This is a genomic window from Bacillus cereus group sp. BceL291 (assembly GCF_051776705.1).
GTDB classification, from domain to species: Bacteria; Bacillota; Bacilli; order Bacillales; family Bacillaceae_G; genus Bacillus_A; species Bacillus_A cereus.
Genome location: NZ_JBPWAP010000033.1, coordinates 1 through 17,939 on the forward strand (window position 1 = coordinate 1; position 17,939 = coordinate 17,939).

Here is a 17,939-nt window from a genome sequence, read left to right on the forward strand (position 1 = left end):
TGGTCGGCAACACTCTATCTACAAATTTAAGTATCTCATAAAAATAGATACTCTTGGGTTTATAGGTACATCCCGTCCCTAAAAAACCTAACTTAATCATACGAGGAGGTGCGGTAATATGAAACGATTTATAAGTACGGAAATAACCACCACCTGCATGACAAAAAAGCAGAGTAAGGTGATTTATAGATGTAACAATTAAACTTTTAGGAGGAGATTAGAAGATGAATAACGTTATAAATGTTGGGGTATTAGGTTTAGGTACGGTCGGAAGTGGTGTTGTTCATATTTTGAAAGAACATTATAAAAAAATCGCACTTGATACAGGATACGAAGTGAAAGTGAAAACAGTCGTTGTACGTGATTTGGAAAAAGAACGCGATGTTTGTATTGATGGAATTGCAGTAACAAGTCATGCAGATGAAGTTCTAAATGATTCAAATATTGATATTGTAGTAGAGGTAATGGGCGGAATTGAAGAAGCAAAACAGCATATTGTTAAGGCTTTACGAAATAAAAAACATGTCGTAACAGCAAATAAAGATTTAATGGCTGTATATGGTGCAGAGCTTCTTCAACTGGCGAACGATAATGATTGTGATTTATGTTACGAAGCGAGTGTAGCGGGCGGTATTCCAGTGTTAAGAGGACTAACTGATGGGTTAGCATCAGATCAAATTGAAAAAATAATGGGAATTGTAAATGGTACAACAAATTATATGTTAACAAAAATGAGTCAAAATGGATGGTCTTATGAAGAGGCTTTACAGGAAGCACAAAAATTAGGCTTTGCAGAATCGGATCCGACAGCAGATGTAGATGGACTAGATGCGGCGAGAAAAGTAGCAATTCTTGCAAACTTAGGTTTTTCGATGAATGTTTCATTAGATGATGTGCAAGTAAGAGGGATTCGAAAGGTCGAAAAAGAAGATTTACAAATGGCTGAAAAGTTAGGATTTACTATGAAGTTAATTGGTAAAGCTGAAAAACAAGGACCAGCCATTCATTTAAGTGTAGAACCGACGCTTTTACCGAGCCAGCATCCATTATCAAATGTGAATAATGAATTTAATGCGGTGTATGTCCATGGCCAAGCGGTAGGAGAAGTGATGTTTTATGGACCCGGAGCTGGGAAGTTACCGACTGGTTCTGCTGTAGTAAGTGATATTATTTCAATCGTTAAAAATATGAATCAAGTTCCGAAAAATAAAAGTGCGTTAAAAGAACCAGTTCCTTATGAATTACAAGGTGATGAAGAAGTAGTTTCGAAATATTTCTTACGCATTTCATTACAAGATGAGCCTGGGATGTTACAAAAAATAACAGAATGTTTCGTTAATTATTCTGTAAGTTTAAAAGAGGTTATTCAATTACCTTTAAACCGTGAACTGGCAGAAGTCGTTGTTGTGACACATCGAACTTCCAAGTATCAATTTGAACGAGTTTTAGAAGCGATAGAAGCTGTCGCAAGTGAAATAAACAGTTACTACATTATTGAGGAGGAAAAACAATATGTATAAAGGACTATTAAAACAATATGCGTCTTATTTACCGGTGAATGAAAATACACCTGATGTCAGCTTAATGGAAGGAAACACACCACTTATTCCATTATTAAATATATCAAAACAATTAGGGATTCAGCTATATGGTAAGTACGAAGGAGCGAATCCGACAGGTTCTTTTAAAGATCGTGGTATGGTCATGGCAGTTGCTAAGGCGAAAGAAGAAGGTTCAGAAGCAATCATTTGTGCATCAACAGGTAATACATCAGCGTCAGCTGCAGCATATGCGGCACGTCTTGGGATGAAATGCATTATCGTAATACCAGAAGGAAAGATTGCACATGGAAAATTAGCGCAAGCGGTCGCTTATGGAGCTGAAATTATTTCAATAGAAGGGAATTTCGATGATGCGCTTAAGGCTGTAAGAAATATTGCTGCAGAAGAGCCGATTACGTTAGTAAACTCAGTAAATCCTTATCGAATTGAAGGGCAAAAAACAGCAGCGTTTGAAATTTGTGACCAATTGCAAAATGCACCAGATGTTCTAGCTATCCCTGTTGGGAATGCAGGGAATATTACAGCGTATTGGAAAGGCTTCTGTGAATATGAGAAAGAAAAAGGTTATAAAAAGCCAAGAATTCATGGCTTTGAAGCGGAAGGAGCAGCTGCAATTGTAAAAGGGCATGTAATTGAAGAGCCTGAAACAATTGCAACAGCGATTCGCATCGGTAACCCAGCAAGTTGGTCGTATGCAGTAGAGGCTGCCGAGCAGTCTCGTGGTGAAATAGATATGGTATCAGATGAAGAAATTTTACATGCGTATAGGTTATTAGCAAAAACTGAAGGAGTTTTCGCTGAACCAGGATCAAATGCTTCATTAGCCGGCGTAATTAAACATGTTCAATCTGGGAAAATCAAAAAGGGAGAAACAGTTGTTGCGGTATTAACTGGAAATGGTTTGAAGGATCCTGATATCGCTATTTCTTCAAATCAACTAGACATCGCAAGTGTGTCAAATGATATAGAACAAATTAAAGATCATATTAAAGGGGTGATTATGTCGTGATACCATTTAGCGTTCGTGTCCCTGCTAGTACGGCGAATGTTGGTCCTGGATTTGATTCAGTTGGAATAGCTTTGTCATTGTATTTAGGTGTGGTGGTTAAAGAAAAAGCTGATAAATGGCAAGTAATCCATTCCTTTGAAGAATCAATTCCGACAGACGATAAAAATTTAATCGTTAGCACGGCATGTAAAGTATGTCCTTCTATATCACCCCATATAATAGAAGTTACTAGTAATATCCCATTAACGAGAGGGCTAGGAAGTAGTGCATCAGCGATTGTAGCTGGGATAGAGCTTGCGAATCAACTAGGCAATTTGAACTTAACTGCTGATCAAAAAGTTCAAATTGCTACAAATTTTGAAGGACATCCTGATAATGTTGCTGCTTCTATATTAGGTGGAACTGTAATTGGAGCACTTGATGGAAAGGATGTTTCCGTCGTAAGAATTGAGAGCAAGGAATTGGGGGTAATTTCTCTCATTCCGAATGCAGAATTAAATACAGATGAAAGTCGATCTGTATTACCAAAGATGTTTCCGTTTCATGAGGCAGTTAAAGCTAGTGCGATAAGTAACGTATTAGTAGCTGCATTATGTCAAAAGCGGTGGGAAGTTGTAGGTGAAATGATGGAGAGAGACCATTTTCACGAACCATATCGTTTAGAACTCGTACCATTATTACCATCTATTCGTAAATGCGCAAAAGAATTTGGTGCGTACGGCACAGCACTTAGTGGTGCGGGGCCATCTATTTTTATATTAACGCCATATGAGAAGCGTCAAGAAATCGCTGAGCAATTAGCGAGAGTATTTACAGATATGAAAGTATGTGAGCTTGAAATCGACCATAAAGGTATTATTGTAAATAAGGAAGAGCATATTGGATCGTAAAGAAAGCTGGCATGGCTAGCTTTCTTTACGTTGCAAACCTATTTTAAATTAGGTTTTTTCGGAAAAATATAAAACAAATGTTGATTTTGAATAATGTAAGTAAAGAGTGCATTCATTTTGGAGGTGATTAAATGAATAAAGAGTCACCAGAAGAAAAAAGAGAGCGTATGAGACAAAGTGAATTAAAAAGTAATCCTACGGGTTCTTTACGTGACGGACTCAATAGAGCGGAAACGGGTAGTCCAGTTGATATAGCAGGCGGTATGAATCGGAAAGGTACAGGAATAATCATTTTAGTACTACTTTTAGGATATATTGTATACACTTATTTTTTCAGTTGAAGAATGCTTGTTAAAATTTTGATTTGTTTAGTTTCATAATTGTTGAGAAAAAATGTAGTTACTGTATTACATATCTTCTAAGCGAATTATAGTTGTTCATATCAACTTTTAATACTCCAAACAGAGCTAGCAAAATGCTAGCTCTATTATTTTTTGCCACATTCCTGTAACAAAGCATCTGTATATTCATTGGTGGAGGTGCAGAGGATGAAAAAAATGATAGCGATATGTCTTCTTACAACTATGTCGTTTTCGACTTTAGTCGGTTGTGACGTAAAAGGTAGTAATGCTGTACAAGAGTCTAAAATAAAGAAAGCGACGTATAAAGATTTTACTTATGATGTAAATCCAGAAACATTCACATTAACTGTAGAACATGAGGGGGCAAAGGAACAGGCATCACAACCCCTACCGAAAATGAAGGTATCGAATGTAAAAAAAGAAAAGGATCGTACATCGTGGGAATATCCAGATCAAAAAGTAAAAATAAAATTAGAAAAGAAAAAAGACCACTTAAACATTGAAGTGGAATCGACTGGTGCAGAAAGCTTTACATGGCCGAAAGTAGAAGCTGAAAATTATACACTTCCGTTATGGGAGGGTAAGCAAATTCCGAGCAATGATGAGAATTGGAAGAAGTTTTTAAAGGATGATGCATATTCATTTGCTGAATCATTTTCTATGAAGTTTTTCGCATTAAATGGTTCGAGATATTCAATTGTATATATTGCAACGAATATGTTTAATAATGAATTGAAATTTCATTCGGATCCGAAAATAGGATTTGATTTTACACATGAATTTCCGAGCATAAATAAAAATAAAACATATGGATTTCAATTATATGTGACAAATAATGATGCGGTAAGCATTGCTAAACTGTATAAGGATGATATTGTTCGAAAAGGTGAATTTAAAACATTACAAGAAAAGGCTAGAAAAAATAAAGAAATCGAAAAGTTATATGGAGCGGCGCATTTTTATTTTTGGAATCAAAATGGTTTATTAGAAAATAATATAAATTGGCCAAAACTAAGGGAGCAAATAAATAGCCCGCTGTTTAGTCATATAAAAGAACTTATTCAAAAGAATAGTTCCGAGCCTGGGGAACTGAATGTATTGGATCAAGTAAGTAAACAAGATTTCATTGATAAGTATCAAAAAAATGTTATTTTACGTTATATAAACGAAGTATTATCGATGAAGGAATTTTATAAAGAGGATATTTTTCAAAACGTTAATCAGGAAGCTAGTGTGCTATTAAAGAAAGGTGTAGGTCACTTAACGAATACAGAATTGTATAGCTTAAATAAGCATTTATTAAAGTCGCTACTTGGTGATGCGGTTGAAGAGGTAAGTAAATGGGGTAATGCAGATGGAACGGATATATTAAAGGAAATGAAAGAGGCAGGAATAGAAAAAGCGTGGATTGGTCTGCCGAACTGGGAACAAGGATTTATGCAACCTAATTTCGTGACAAAAGCTAAGGAAATGGGGTATTTAGTTGGTCCGTATGATTCGTATCATTCCATTCACGAAAAAAGTGATAAAAATTGGAACACAGCATCCTTTAATGACCCGTCATTATACGAAGAGGCTACTGTAACGAAGAAAAACGGAGAAAAGGTGCAAGGCTTTTTAGGAAGAGGTCGCAAGTTAAATCCGACTTTATCGCTGCCTAGTGTAAAGGAACGCATGAATGATATATTACAAAATGGTCCTAAATATAATTCATGGTTTATTGATTGTGATGCGACAGGTGAAATTTACGATGACTATTCAGCGAAACATATAACGACACAAGAGCAAGATTTAAAAGCACGTTTAAAACGAATGGACTACATTGCGCAAGAAAAGGGTATGGTCGTTGGTTCTGAAGGCGGAAATGATTTTGCTAGTAGTACGATTGCATTTGCACACGGAATTGAAACACCTGTTATTAAATGGGACGATGAAGATATGCGGAAAAATAAAACAAGTCCGTATTATGTCGGTGGATATTGGTCACCAAATCAAAATGTGCCTGAAAAATATGCAAAACAAGTACCATTGAAAGAAGAATATAAACAAGTATATTTAAACCCAGTATATTCGGTACCATTATATAAATTAGTATACAATGATTCCGTTATTACAACGCATCATTGGGAATGGGGAAGTTTAAAGGTAAAAGATGAAGTTGGAAATCGAATGCTGTCTGAATTATTGTATAATGTTCCTCCGTTGTACCATTTAGATGAAGTAGAGTGGAATAAGCATAAAAAAGAAATTACAGAGCATCTAAAAGTTTGGAATGAAGTTCATGAAAAAGCAGTAAAAGAAGAGATGACGAATTTTGCGTATTTGTCAGAAGATAAGCTAGTACAATCTGTTTCTTATGGAAAAGATATTAAAATCATTGTGAACTTCTCAAATGAAGACATGGAAGTAGAAAAAACGAAAATAAAAGCAAAGTCGGCTTACATTGATAATCAGGGGAAGAAAAGTGTGTATACGCCGTTTGAGAAATAATAAAGTTAAATATACTGTATTCATAGAGATTTTATAATTAGCTGGATTCTTTATTCATATCGTTTGTTAGGAAAAAGACATTCTAATTTAAAATGAAAGAGTTAATAAATTTGTAAATCCGTATGTTGCGAAGTGCTAAATTTTTGAAATTGGTAAATAGTGACTTGCCAAAAATAAGTACGAGAGTATAATGTGAAATGGAATACGTATTGGGTTTAAGTAGTAACCTTACAAAATTGTAAGGTTAGTGAAAGGAAATTCAATATGAAGATAAATAGACTTACATTATACTTGGTAAAGAGAAAGAGAGGCGAATGGGTATGAGCTCTGAATTAGAACAAAATACGAGAAGTAATAAAAAGCGTTCTAAAAGAAAGTCAATGAAATGGTTCATATTAATTCCATTTTTCCTACTTATTTTTGGAGGAGTAGGATATGGTTCGTTTATATATAATAAAGCAAAAGCTGTTGTAAATGATGCGTATGCAAAAATTGATAAGTCATCAAAGCGTGATAAAGAAGTTGAACCTTTAAAGGATAATATTTCAATATTAATCATGGGTGTAGATGGAAGTGAAATGAGAAAAAGCCAATATGGCGAAGCAGTTCGAACAGATGCACTTTTATTAGCAACAATTAATAAAGATGATAAGTCTGTTAAGCTAGTAAGTATTCCACGTGATTCACGTGTTTACATTCCAACTAGAAAAAAACTAGATAAAATTACTCATGCTCACGTATTTGGTGGCGTAGAAAGCACACGTGATACGGTGGAAAGATTTTTAAATGTCCCTGTTGATTATTATGTGAAGTTTAACTTTGAATCATTCGTACAAATTGTCGATTCAATTGGTGGTATTGATATTGATGTACCAGTTACTTTCACTGAACAAGATAGTAAAGACCAAGCTGGTATGATCCATTTAGAAAAAGGTTACCAACATTTAAATGGAGAACAAGCACTTGCACTTGCAAGAACGCGTAAAATTGATAGTGACGCAATGCGTGGACAGAGACAGCAACTTGTAATAGAAGCAATTGCTAAAAAAGCGATGTCTGTTCAATCAATTAGCAAAATGGGCTCTTTACTGGATGCGGTTGATAAAAACATGAAAACGAACTTAACATTTGACGATATGCTTGCTATTACAAAAAATATGGCAGGATCTAATTTGGAAATGGAAAAAATGCAAATAGAAGGTACAGATAAACGTATCGGTGGTATTTATTATTACATTCCAAATGAAAAAAATGTAAAAGACATTTCCAAAAAATTAAATGATCATTTAGGTGTAACGCCAAAATCAGTCCGAAACGAATAATAAAAAAAGATTGGCTTTTGCCAATCTTTTTTTATGGGAATGTATTTGTAACTTTTCTGTAACGATTTTTTAGTTTAGAAAAATTATACTCATATGTATGAGTATAATGGATAGGTAAAAAAGTAAAAGGACATATTCAAAATTTGTGGTAAGGAAAGATATCATATGCAGAAATGGTTAAGCATGATGGGAATTATCTTTATATTGACTGGATGTAAAATGTCTGAGGCTCCAACAAGTCTAATGGAAGCTCCTACAAATGAAAAATGGATTAATGAATTAAAGGAACAAATTGATAAAGATTTACCTGTTAATTATCGCTTACTTACTCCAATGTCTAACAAAGATAAACAGATGATTTGGTCAATGAATTTTAAACAAGATAATAAGAAAGAAGCCATCTTATTTTATAAATTGCCGAATGAAGATCATAGCGTATATTTAGCCGTATATGAAGAAATCGGAAATGGCTGGAGAATAAAGTCCACACATAAATTTGATGGTGGAGATGTAGATATCGTTGAAGTCGGTGATTTTACAGGGAACGGGAAGAGAGAGTTGTTAATCGGAATCTCTGTAAATCGTGAATCGTTAGAACATGTTATGTATGTTTTTTCGGAAGAAAATGAAGATATGAAGGAAATATATAATCGAAGTTATACGAAGTTATTCATAGAGGATCTAAATGAAAATGGACTGAAAGATATAAGCCTTGTTACATTTGAAAAAGATGAGAAGCTGACAGTTGAGTTCATGGAACAATTTAAGACTTTATCTGAAGTGTCATACGATCCATTTATAAATAGTATTCAAAGAATACAAATGGGTCGTATATCTAAATCACTAAAGGCGGTGGTAATTGATGCAGGAGTTGGCGCTCATTCAGGTATAACTTATGTAGCAAAATTTGATCAGGATCATTATGAAGTATTACCTATAGATGGGAAAGAAGATTTATTTAATGAATATGTTGTAGAAAGTAAAGATGTTAATGAAGACGGCATTATTGAATTTGTTCGTACTGTACGTCCAAAAGGTTGGGAAGATAAATCACATGGTGATAGTCCGCTTTTTGAACGTTACATACAGTGGAGTGAATCTGGAATTAAACCAATTGAAGAACGATATATAGATATAGAAAAAGGGTATTATGTGAAAATTCCTAAAGAGTTAATAGGGAAAATTACAATACCAGATCAGCAAAAAGAATCAAATTCTCAAAAGTTTTTGGATACAAGAACAAATGAAATATGGCTTGAAGTTCATATTTTTAAGCGGAAAGAATGGTTCAATATAAAAGGCTACAGCGCAGCAATTAAAACAGCTTCTCACGTATATGCAGTACCGAAGCAATCGAAATTTGAAAAAGTGAAAGCATATATAAAACCGCTAGCGGATTATCAACAAGAGTAGGAGGTGGGAATTATGTCAAAAATTTTAGTTTTAGAAGATGAATTAACAATCCGTAGCTTTATTGTTTTAAATTTAAAACGTGCTGGATTTTATGTAATAGAAGCTACTACTGGAGAAGAAGCGTTACAGATTTTGAGTGAACAAACTGTTGATATAGCACTGCTGGATGTAATGTTACCGGGGATTGATGGTTTAGAAGTTTGTAAGGCTATCAGGAAAGAAAATAAAAAAATGGGTATTATTATGTTAACCGCACGTGTACAAGATGAAGATAAGGTGCAAGGACTAGGAATAGGTGCAGATGATTATATTGCAAAACCGTTTAGTCCAGTAGTATTAACTGCACGTATACAGTCTTTATTAAGAAGAATAGAAGTACATGAAGAAAAAACGAATATTGTTACGTCAGGTCCATTTTCGTTAAATATTATAGAAGAAAGATTGTATAAAGATGGACAATTAGTCGATTTAACACCTACAGAGTATATGATATTACAGTATTTAATGAATCAGGCTTCAAAGCCAGTTTCGCGTGATGAAATTTTAAATATGATTTGGGGAACTAATTACGTAGGTGAAACGAAAGTAGTAGATGTAAATATGAGACGGTTACGTCAAAAAATAGAATGTAATCCATCAGAACCTGAATTTATTCTTACGGTGTGGGGAAAAGGATATGTGTGGAAGGAAAGTATAAGATGAAACGGAAAGTGACTCTATATTTTATGACGGTCATTACACTTATGCTTGTATTATTTGAAGTTGTATTTTCAGTCTCAATTTATCGATACTATTATAATGGTATTGTGCAATATATAGAGTCTCATGCGAAAACGAGTACACGTTTTTTTTCAGAATACAATTCACTATACTTTATTCGATTACAAGAATATAGTGGTGACATAATTAGTAGCTTTCAATTAGAAGGAACAGAATTACAGTTAATTGATCGTCACGGCTCGGTTATACAATCTTCAAGTGGTGAAAAGGTAGAAGGTAAAGTGAATATTCCACAATCATTATTAGAAGGTGAAATGTATAATCAAGTTACTACGAAAGGTAATAAAAAACAACTAGAGGTGCTAAGCCCACTTATACATCAAGGACAAACTATTGGTGTTTTAAAATACACGACTGTTTTAACAAATGTAAATAAAAAGATTATTGAAATTATTACGTTTACTATTTCTGTAGGTATTGTTATTTCGGGAGTTGCCTTCTTAATTAGTAGACGTTTGGCAAATTCATTTGTTGAGCCAATTGAATCCATTATTCAAGCCTCTTCACAAATTGCAGAAGGCACATTAAAGCAAAAAATTAAAGAAGATTATCCTGGAGAATTAGGTGACTTGGCACATAGTTTAAATTATATGGCCTATAAAATAGATAAGGCTGAGCAGATGAAAAATGAATTCATTGCTTCTATTTCGCACGAAATACGAACGCCTTTAACAGGAATTAAAGGTTGGAGTGAGACGTTAAAAACAGTAGATCATTTAACAGAAGAAGAAATAAAGCAAGGTATGGGCATTATTTCAGGTGAGACAGATAGGTTAATTCATTTAGTAGAAGAATTGCTAGATTTTTCAAGATTACAATCAAATCATTTTAATTTATATAAACAAAAGGTGCAATTGTACGATATACTAGAGGAGACGATTTGGCAATTAACTCCTAAATCGGAAGAGAAGGAAATTCAATTTATTACTACTATAGACCGAATTGAATTGATGGGAGATCGAAATAGGCTAAAGCAAGTTTTCTTGAATATTGTTCAAAATGCAATTAAGTATTCACATGAAAAAAGCACAATACACATTGAAGCGACTAAAATAGAAGGACAAGCAGTGATTAAGGTAAGAGACGAAGGTATTGGAATTGCTAAAGAACATTTACCATATATTGAGCAATCATTTTACCAAATTAATAATCATGCTGCAGGTGCAGGTATTGGTTTAGCTATCGTTAAAAAAATGGTAGAGCTTCATGGCGGTGCGCTTAGTGTTACAAGCAAAGAAGGAATAGGAACAACAATTTTGATAAAACTCCCATTATAATACAAATAAAATCTATTTATATGGTGAAATAAAAATAAATAGATGTATAATTATATTGGGCGATTTATATATAAGATTAATAGGGAGAGGAATTCGATAGAATGGAAAAAGCTTTAAAAATTAAACAAATAGTAGTCGTTTTAATAGCGATTGCCGCAGTAGCTATTGGGTATTACATGTTTCAATCAATTACTTCACCAGCAAAAGCTGTTGCGAAACAAGAAAATGTAGTGCAGCTTGCAAGTGAACAGCCGAAAGTTGAAATGAATAAAACGGCACCAAGTCGTTTTAATGGAAAAGAAAGAAAAGTTGCTTATCTTACATTTGACGATGGGCCAGGGAAATATACGGCTGAATTATTAAATACGCTAAAACAACATGATGCGAAGGCGACGTTCTTTTTAATTGGAGCGAATGTAAAAGAATTTCCTGATTTAGTGAAACGTGAAAATGCTGAGGGTCATTATGTAGGCATGCATAGTATGACACATAATTTCGCAAAGTTATATAAAAATGGCGAGTATGTAAATGAGATGAAAGAAGATCAAGGTTTAATCGCTAATATTATTGGGAAATCACCTAAATTAACACGTCCTCCATATGGTTCGATGCCTGGATTAAATGAAGGTCTTCGAAATAAAGTGGTAGAAGGCGGATTTAAAGTATGGGATTGGACAATTGATTCATTAGATTGGAAATACAATAAAATGCCAGTTGATGCAGCTGCAGCACAAATTGCTCAAAATGTATTAACAAACGCAACAAAACCACAAGAAGTAATTTTAATGCATGATATTCACCCGCAATCAGTTGCTGCTGTGCCAGCAATTTTAAAAGGGCTAAAAGAAAAAGGTTATGAGTTCGAAGCTTATCATGAAGAAAGTCACTTCCCAGTGAACTTCTGGCATGATAACCGTATGTAATGGAGGAATGAACGTTGAAGTATGGAAAAGTAGCAGTAGTTGGAGCATTATCAGTAGGACTTTTAACAGGTTGTTTCGGTGAAAAGCCAGAAGAAAATCTATATACAGCTTTTGAAACAGCAGCAACACAAGAAAAATCTTTAGTGGATGAAGCAAAAAAATTAGAGCAGTTAGAGAAACAAGGGCAAGAATTATATGCTCAAATTTTGCAAGAAGGTAAAGATCATAATGAAGCAGTTGTGAAGAAAATAGAGCAAGCTACTGCAAATGTAGATGATCGTGAAAAAGTATTGAAAAGTGAGAAAGAAATGCTAGAAAAAGCACAGAAGGAAACGAAATCTGTTCAAAGTAATATAGAGAAGATTGAAGATAAGAAGTTACAAAAACAAGCAAAAGCAGTAGAAGAGTCGTATAAGAATCGTTATGATGCATTCCAAAAGATGAATGAAAATTACACGAAAGTGTTAGCGACTGAAAAAGAACTGTATGAAAAATTAAAAGTAAAAGAAACGAAATTAAAAGAAATCGGTGAAAAAGTTAAAACTGTTAATGAATTAAATGTGGAAGCACAAAAGTCGAAAGAGCAGTTTAACAAATTTACAAAAGAGTATAATGACAGTAAATTAGCATTCTACAAAGATGCAGAAATTAAGATTAAAGATCAGAAATAAAGAAGAATCTAAAGTGTAATAAAAAGCCGGAGAAACATCGTTATAAATGTTTTTTCGGTTTTTTACGTTAAATGAATAGAAAAGACTGGAATTGATATCATAAAAGAGTTATAGTGAGTTATTCTAAGGGAAACATTGTAAAGTAAGGAGAATGGGAATATGTCATATGAATTTTTACTCAAATTAGGTTTAGCACTCTTTTTAGGATTATTCATCGGGATAGATAGGCAGCTAAAGAATAAACCACTGGGTGTGAAAACAAGTATGGTTATTTCTGTAGCAAGTTGTTTAATTACGATGGTTTCAATTGAATCTGTGCATGTATATTCTGTTCCAGGACATACAAATATGGATCCGATGCGACTGGCCGCTCAAATTGTTAGTGGAATTGGTTTTCTTGGCGCAGGTGTCATTTTACGAAGAAGTAATGACGTTATTTCTGGATTAACAACAGCTTCTATGGTGTGGGCTGCTTCAGCTTTAGGGATCGCAATTGGTGCAGGATTTTATTTACAAGCGACAGTTGCTATGGTTTTAATTATTTTAGCGATTAATGTACTTCCGCAACTTGTGAAAATTGCAGGACCGTATTCATTAAGACAAAAGGATTTATCTATAAAAATTACTGTTAAAGAGCATCATGAGTTAGATGGTATATTTAAGCAAATTAAAAATTTAGGCATGCATGTGAAACGCGTGAAAATTAAAGATATAGATAGTGGAGCATTTCAGCAACTGGAGATGGTTATTTTAGCTCCAGAAGATTTATATACAACAGAGTTATATAGTTCCCTGAAAGAGATTGATCGAGTAGTTTCAGTTGAAGTGGAAAGTAGATAATTGTGATAAAAAAGAGTGAAGTGAATTCACTCTTTTTTATTTGGATTTTTAAGGAATGAAATTGATATAATGATGAGTAATAAGGGGGGAGAAATGATGGGAATACATATTAGAAGAGCAATAAAGGATGATATACCAGGTATAGCAAAGGTGCATGTTGATAGTTGGAAGACAGCGTATAAAGGGATATTTGCTGACGAAATTCTAGATAATATAGCATATGAGAAACGAGAAAAACAATGGGAAGATATTTTTCAAAAAGAAGGTAATCATCAATTTAGATTTGTAGCAGAGAATTTAAATGGAGAAATAGTTGGATTCATCGATGGGGGAGTAGAAAGAACTGGTACATATAATTGTGATGGAGAATTATATGCAATCTACCTTTTACAACAGTATCAAGGAATGAAAATAGGACAAAAGTTATTTCAAGCTTTATTATCGGATTGTATAAACAATGATATGCAATCACTTTTAGTTTGGGTTGTTACGAATAATCCTTCTAAAAAGTTTTATGAAAAATTTACCCCTGAAAAAATTGATACGAAATTTTTAGAGAGAGTAAGGGTAGAAGAAACAGCGTATTGTTGGAGAGATTTAAATTTGTTACAAAAACAAACAGCTATATAGATTTATACATATAATAATATTATGTAAACATATTATAGGGAAAGGTATACCTCATTTGGTGTACCTTTTTATTAATCCATCAAAAAATGGATTAATAAAAAATAGTAGGTAATTAGTTTGAAAGCAAGAAATTTTCTAGTGTACTTTTAACTAGATTAAAGAAAAGAAAGAAAAAAATAAAAATTTAATTTGATAAAAAAATTCTGAAATATACTCTTGAATTGAATATCATTATCAATTAGAATCATAATTGATAACGATATTCAATTATCAATTATAATATGAAATTCCGATAGCGTTAATATAAAGAGGAGGAACTAACAGTAAGTGAAAACATAAGTAAACGTGGATATGCGTAATGAAAAATATAAGCTCGATGACTGCATGGAGAGAAATGTTTCAACCATCACCATCGCACACAAAGATAGGGTTTTCCGTTTTGATTATGATTGGTTTGATGGATTTCTTCATAAGTTGGGAGTCAAAGTTATCATTGTTACTAATGAAAGGTTGTCTCCACAAGAAGAGTTTGCTTAGTATTTGATATCTGTTATTCACATATTTAGTTGTAGGATATACAGATTGAGGAAATACAAAAAGAGAATGTCGGAGGATGAAGATCTATGAAAAAAGCATATCTAATAGAGATTAAGCCGACAAATGAACAAATAACCAAGATCCATCAAACGATTGGAGTGTGCAGGTATGTTTACAATCTATATCTTTCAAAAAACAAAGAGATATATGAATCCGAGGGGAAATTTCTTAGTGGCTATGAATTTTCTAAATGGCTAAACAACATTCATACAAAAGAATGTGACCAGTGGATAAAAGAAATATCAAGTAAAGCTGTAAAACAAGCGATTATGAACGGAGATAAAGCTTTTAAGCGATTTTTTAAAGGTTTATCTAAGTTTCCACGCTACAAGAAAAAGAAAAATGAAGATGTAAAATGTTATTTCCCTAAAAACAACAAAACAGATTGGATAGTTGAAAGACATAGAGTAAAAATCCCTACGATTGGATGGATGAGATTAAAAGAGTATGGATATATTTCAAAAGATGCGGTTGTAAAAAGCGGAACGATAGCTAAAAGAGCAGGAAAATATTTTGTATCTGTGCTTTGTGAATTGGAAGAAACAAAAGCGAAGCCAACACTCCATTCAACGGGTGTAGGCATTGATTTAGGCGTGAAAGATTTCGCTGTACGTAGCGATGGGAAAATTCACAAAAATATAAACAAAACAGGAAAAGTAAAAAAGATAGAAAAGCGGTTAAAACGTGAACAACGCTCTTTATCACGTAAATTTGAAAATCTAAAAAAGAGAGGTGAACACTCTGTTACTAATAAAAGAGCGAATATAGATAAAAACATTCTTAGGGTGCAAAAACTACATGCCAAGTTAGCAAACATTCGATTAGCGTATGTAAAGTCTGTTGTAAATGGTGTGGTGAAAACCAAGCCAACGTTTATTACAGTAGAAGATTTGAATGTGAAAGGTATGATGAAGAATAAACATCTATCTAAAGCAGTTGCTAAGCAGTACTTTTATACATTTAAAACATGGTTATTGACGAAGTGTGAGGAATATGGAATTGAACTGCGTCAAGTAGACAGGTTCTATTCATCTTCAAAGCTATGTTCATGTTGTGGTCAAAAGAAAGTAGACTTAAAGCTATCCGACCGAGTATATGAATGTGACTGTGGAAATGTAATGGATAGAGATTTGAACGCGTCAATCAACCTTTTACAAGCAAAAGAATATATAATACTAACGTAAATAGATTGTATATATGTACGGTGGGCTACATCGGAATTTACGCCTGTGGAGTGTTACAGCAAACTGTAGTAGCGAGTGATTGGCGAGACAGGACACGTAGAAGCAGGAATACTCTAAGAATGTACATTTATCTATATTTTTAGTAGCAGGACCAACATGCAGCATGCGAAACAAATCGCAGAACATGCAACATTACAAAGCTTTTTAAACTGTTATTTAAGAGAAACAGGGAGTGGAGAATGGATTACAGAGGATGAAAGAATGAAAAGTATCTTCAGTAATACGTTGAATAGAGATACAGTCCCCACATATTTATGTTGTCGGCTATCGGCACAGAACGTTACTTTGTATGGAGAAGTTATATATAAATCATCAACAGATCGCCATTTGTTTGGAGAACAATTTTATTATCAAATTGGAGATAGTAATTCCGTTATTACAGCAGATTACGTTACAGTTATTACGTTTTTAATAAAAGAGATGTCGATCAACTACGGAGAAGGAACGAATCCTGCGGAACTTATGCTTCGAGTTATCCGTAGTTGTCAAAATATTGAGGAATTTACAAAAGAGAGAATAGAAGATACATCCGCATTATACGGTTTCCATACAACTTTTATAGAAGCGGAGCAGTCTTTATTATTTGGGCATTTAACTCATCCTACACCAAAGAGTAGACAGGGGATATTGGATTGGAAAAGTGCAATGTATTCTCCAGAATTAAAAGGGGAATGTCAGCTTCATTATTTTCGGGCACATAAAAGTATAGTAAATGAAAAATCATTATTATCAGATTCTACAACAACGATTATAAAAGAAGAATTAAGTAATGATGAGATGGTTAGTAAGGAATTTATAGCGAAGTACTGTAAGGAAGATCAATATGCATTAATTCCAATTCATCCGCTTCAGGCAGAATGGCTCTTGCATCAAGCTTACGTACAAGATTGGATAATTCAAGAATTGCTTGAGTATATTGGTCCTGTAGGTAAGTATTATATGGCAACATCATCACTAAGGACGCTATATCATCCCAATTCGAAGTATATGCTTAAGTTTTCATTTCCGGTGAAAGTAACGAATTCAATGCGTATTAATAAACTGAAAGAACTTGAGAGTGGTCTTGAAGGGAAGGAAATGTTAAATACGGCTATTGGTGAAGTACGAGAAAGATTTCCAGGATTTGATTTTATTTGTGATCCAGCCTTTATTACATTAAATTATGGAACACAAGAATCTGGATTTGAAGTGATTATTCGTGAGAATCCTTTTTATAGTGAACATGCAAACGACGCAACATTAATTGCTGGGCTAGTTCAAGACGCTATACCTGGGGAGCGTACGCGGTTATCGAATATTATTCATCGCCTAGCAGATTTAGAAAGTAAAAGCTGTGAAGAAGTAAGCTTAGAGTGGTTTAGACGATATATGAATATTTCTTTAAAGCCAATGGTATGGATGTATTTACAGTATGGTGTTGCATTAGAAGCTCATCAGCAAAATAGCGTTGTTCAGCTAAAAGATGGTTATCCGGTCAAATATTATTTCCGTGATAATCAAGGATTTTATTTCTGTAATTCAATGAAAGAGATGCTTAATAATGAATTAGCTGGTATTGGAGAACGTACTGGAAATTTATATGACGACTATATTGTGGATGAGAGATTTCGTTACTACTTAATTTTCAATCATATGTTTGGCCTCATTAATGGTTTTGGCACAGCAGGATTAATTAAGGAGGAAATTCTTCTCTCGGAATTAAGGTCTGTACTTGAATCATTCCTTCCATATAACCGGGAACCTTCTACATTTTTAAGAGAATTATTGGACGAAGATAAGTTAGCGTGTAAAGCAAATTTACTAACGAGATTTTTCGATGTCGATGAGTTAAGTAATCCATTGGAGCAAGCTATTTATGTGCAAGTACATAATCCACTCGTTAGAGAAGTGGCTGTTCGTTCATAAATAACGTTAAAATTTCACGTAATA

At 33.7% G+C, this 17,939-nt stretch carries 15 protein-coding genes; all 15 read left to right on the forward strand.

Annotated features, from left to right (window positions below; genetic code table 11):
- Nucleotides 1–224: 224 nt before the first annotated feature.
- The 15 genes from ACS2CR_RS19890 to ACS2CR_RS19960 all read left to right on the forward strand — a co-directional run bounded on the left by ACS2CR_RS19890 (nt 225) and on the right by ACS2CR_RS19960 (nt 17,915).
- Nucleotides 225–1,520 carry a homoserine dehydrogenase gene (locus ACS2CR_RS19890; RefSeq protein ID WP_001066899.1) on the forward strand — a complete coding sequence of 432 codons (1,296 nt, stop codon included), beginning with the start codon at nt 225–227 and terminating at the stop codon, nt 1,518–1,520.
- A complete protein-coding gene (gene thrC / locus ACS2CR_RS19895; protein WP_000276439.1) occupies nt 1,513–2,571 on the forward strand; it encodes a threonine synthase in 1,059 nt (352 codons plus the stop codon). The genes ACS2CR_RS19890 and thrC overlap by 8 nt, the downstream gene beginning before the upstream one ends.
- On the forward strand, nt 2,568–3,461 hold the full coding sequence (thrB, locus tag ACS2CR_RS19900) for a homoserine kinase (RefSeq protein ID WP_000612105.1): 894 nt from the start codon (nt 2,568–2,570) through the stop codon (nt 3,459–3,461). Before thrC ends, thrB begins: the two co-directional genes overlap by 4 nt.
- Before the next feature lie 131 nt (nt 3,462–3,592).
- A complete protein-coding gene (locus ACS2CR_RS19905; RefSeq protein WP_001031481.1) occupies nt 3,593–3,802 on the forward strand; it encodes a DUF6366 family protein in 210 nt (69 codons plus the stop codon).
- Between the two features lie 207 nt (nt 3,803–4,009).
- Nucleotides 4,010–6,313 (forward strand): glycoside hydrolase, encoded by a 2,304-nt coding sequence (locus ACS2CR_RS19910; RefSeq protein WP_000738151.1) that lies wholly within the window; start codon nt 4,010–4,012, stop codon nt 6,311–6,313.
- Between the two features lie 320 nt (nt 6,314–6,633).
- Nucleotides 6,634–7,635 carry an LCP family protein gene (locus ACS2CR_RS19915; protein WP_002100920.1) on the forward strand — a complete coding sequence of 334 codons (1,002 nt, stop codon included), beginning with the start codon at nt 6,634–6,636 and terminating at the stop codon, nt 7,633–7,635.
- A 165-nt stretch (nt 7,636–7,800) separates the two neighbouring features.
- On the forward strand, nt 7,801–9,048 hold the full coding sequence (locus ACS2CR_RS19920; RefSeq protein WP_001174860.1) for a hypothetical protein: 1,248 nt from the start codon (nt 7,801–7,803) through the stop codon (nt 9,046–9,048).
- Nucleotides 9,049–9,060: 12 nt separating this feature from the next.
- Nucleotides 9,061–9,750, forward strand: a complete 690-nt coding sequence (locus tag ACS2CR_RS19925) for a response regulator transcription factor (protein ID WP_000036070.1) — start codon at nt 9,061–9,063, stop codon at nt 9,748–9,750.
- Nucleotides 9,747–11,105, forward strand: a complete 1,359-nt coding sequence (locus ACS2CR_RS19930; protein WP_000824531.1) for a sensor histidine kinase — start codon at nt 9,747–9,749, stop codon at nt 11,103–11,105. Before ACS2CR_RS19925 ends, ACS2CR_RS19930 begins: the two co-directional genes overlap by 4 nt.
- A gap of 101 nt (nt 11,106–11,206) precedes the next feature.
- Nucleotides 11,207–12,028, forward strand: a complete 822-nt coding sequence (locus tag ACS2CR_RS19935; protein ID WP_000409482.1) for a peptidoglycan-N-acetylglucosamine deacetylase — start codon at nt 11,207–11,209, stop codon at nt 12,026–12,028.
- Between the two features lie 14 nt (nt 12,029–12,042).
- On the forward strand, nt 12,043–12,699 hold the full coding sequence (locus ACS2CR_RS19940) for a YkyA family protein (RefSeq protein ID WP_000873565.1): 657 nt from the start codon (nt 12,043–12,045) through the stop codon (nt 12,697–12,699).
- A 159-nt stretch (nt 12,700–12,858) separates the two neighbouring features.
- Nucleotides 12,859–13,539, forward strand: a complete 681-nt coding sequence (locus ACS2CR_RS19945; protein WP_000119510.1) for an MgtC/SapB family protein — start codon at nt 12,859–12,861, stop codon at nt 13,537–13,539.
- A gap of 93 nt (nt 13,540–13,632) precedes the next feature.
- Nucleotides 13,633–14,169, forward strand: a complete 537-nt coding sequence (locus ACS2CR_RS19950; RefSeq protein WP_002100922.1) for a GNAT family N-acetyltransferase — start codon at nt 13,633–13,635, stop codon at nt 14,167–14,169.
- A 623-nt stretch (nt 14,170–14,792) separates the two neighbouring features.
- Complete coding sequence (locus tag ACS2CR_RS19955; RefSeq protein WP_000710470.1) at nt 14,793–15,950, forward strand: RNA-guided endonuclease InsQ/TnpB family protein; 1,158 nt, start codon at nt 14,793–14,795, stop codon at nt 15,948–15,950.
- Between the two features lie 156 nt (nt 15,951–16,106).
- Complete coding sequence (locus ACS2CR_RS19960) at nt 16,107–17,915, forward strand: IucA/IucC family protein (protein ID WP_001163356.1); 1,809 nt, start codon at nt 16,107–16,109, stop codon at nt 17,913–17,915.
- Nucleotides 17,916–17,939 lie beyond the last annotated feature (24 nt).

Coding starts and splice junctions, on each gene's coding strand:
- ACS2CR_RS19950 (WP_002100922.1), top strand. CDS start 13,633: ATGATGGGAATACATATTAGAAGAGCAATAAAGGATGATATACCAGGT.
- ACS2CR_RS19935 (WP_000409482.1), top strand. CDS start 11,207: ATGGAAAAAGCTTTAAAAATTAAACAAATAGTAGTCGTTTTAATAGCG.
- ACS2CR_RS19890 (WP_001066899.1), top strand. CDS start 225: ATGAATAACGTTATAAATGTTGGGGTATTAGGTTTAGGTACGGTCGGA.
- ACS2CR_RS19930 (WP_000824531.1), top strand. CDS start 9,747: ATGAAACGGAAAGTGACTCTATATTTTATGACGGTCATTACACTTATG.
- ACS2CR_RS19910 (WP_000738151.1), top strand. CDS start 4,010: ATGAAAAAAATGATAGCGATATGTCTTCTTACAACTATGTCGTTTTCG.
- ACS2CR_RS19955 (WP_000710470.1), top strand. CDS start 14,793: ATGAAAAAAGCATATCTAATAGAGATTAAGCCGACAAATGAACAAATA.
- ACS2CR_RS19920 (WP_001174860.1), top strand. CDS start 7,801: ATGCAGAAATGGTTAAGCATGATGGGAATTATCTTTATATTGACTGGA.
- ACS2CR_RS19925 (WP_000036070.1), top strand. CDS start 9,061: ATGTCAAAAATTTTAGTTTTAGAAGATGAATTAACAATCCGTAGCTTT.
- ACS2CR_RS19915 (WP_002100920.1), top strand. CDS start 6,634: ATGAGCTCTGAATTAGAACAAAATACGAGAAGTAATAAAAAGCGTTCT.
- ACS2CR_RS19960 (WP_001163356.1), top strand. CDS start 16,107: ATGCAGCATGCGAAACAAATCGCAGAACATGCAACATTACAAAGCTTT.
- ACS2CR_RS19905 (WP_001031481.1), top strand. CDS start 3,593: ATGAATAAAGAGTCACCAGAAGAAAAAAGAGAGCGTATGAGACAAAGT.
- thrC (WP_000276439.1), top strand. CDS start 1,513: ATGTATAAAGGACTATTAAAACAATATGCGTCTTATTTACCGGTGAAT.
- ACS2CR_RS19945 (WP_000119510.1), top strand. CDS start 12,859: ATGTCATATGAATTTTTACTCAAATTAGGTTTAGCACTCTTTTTAGGA.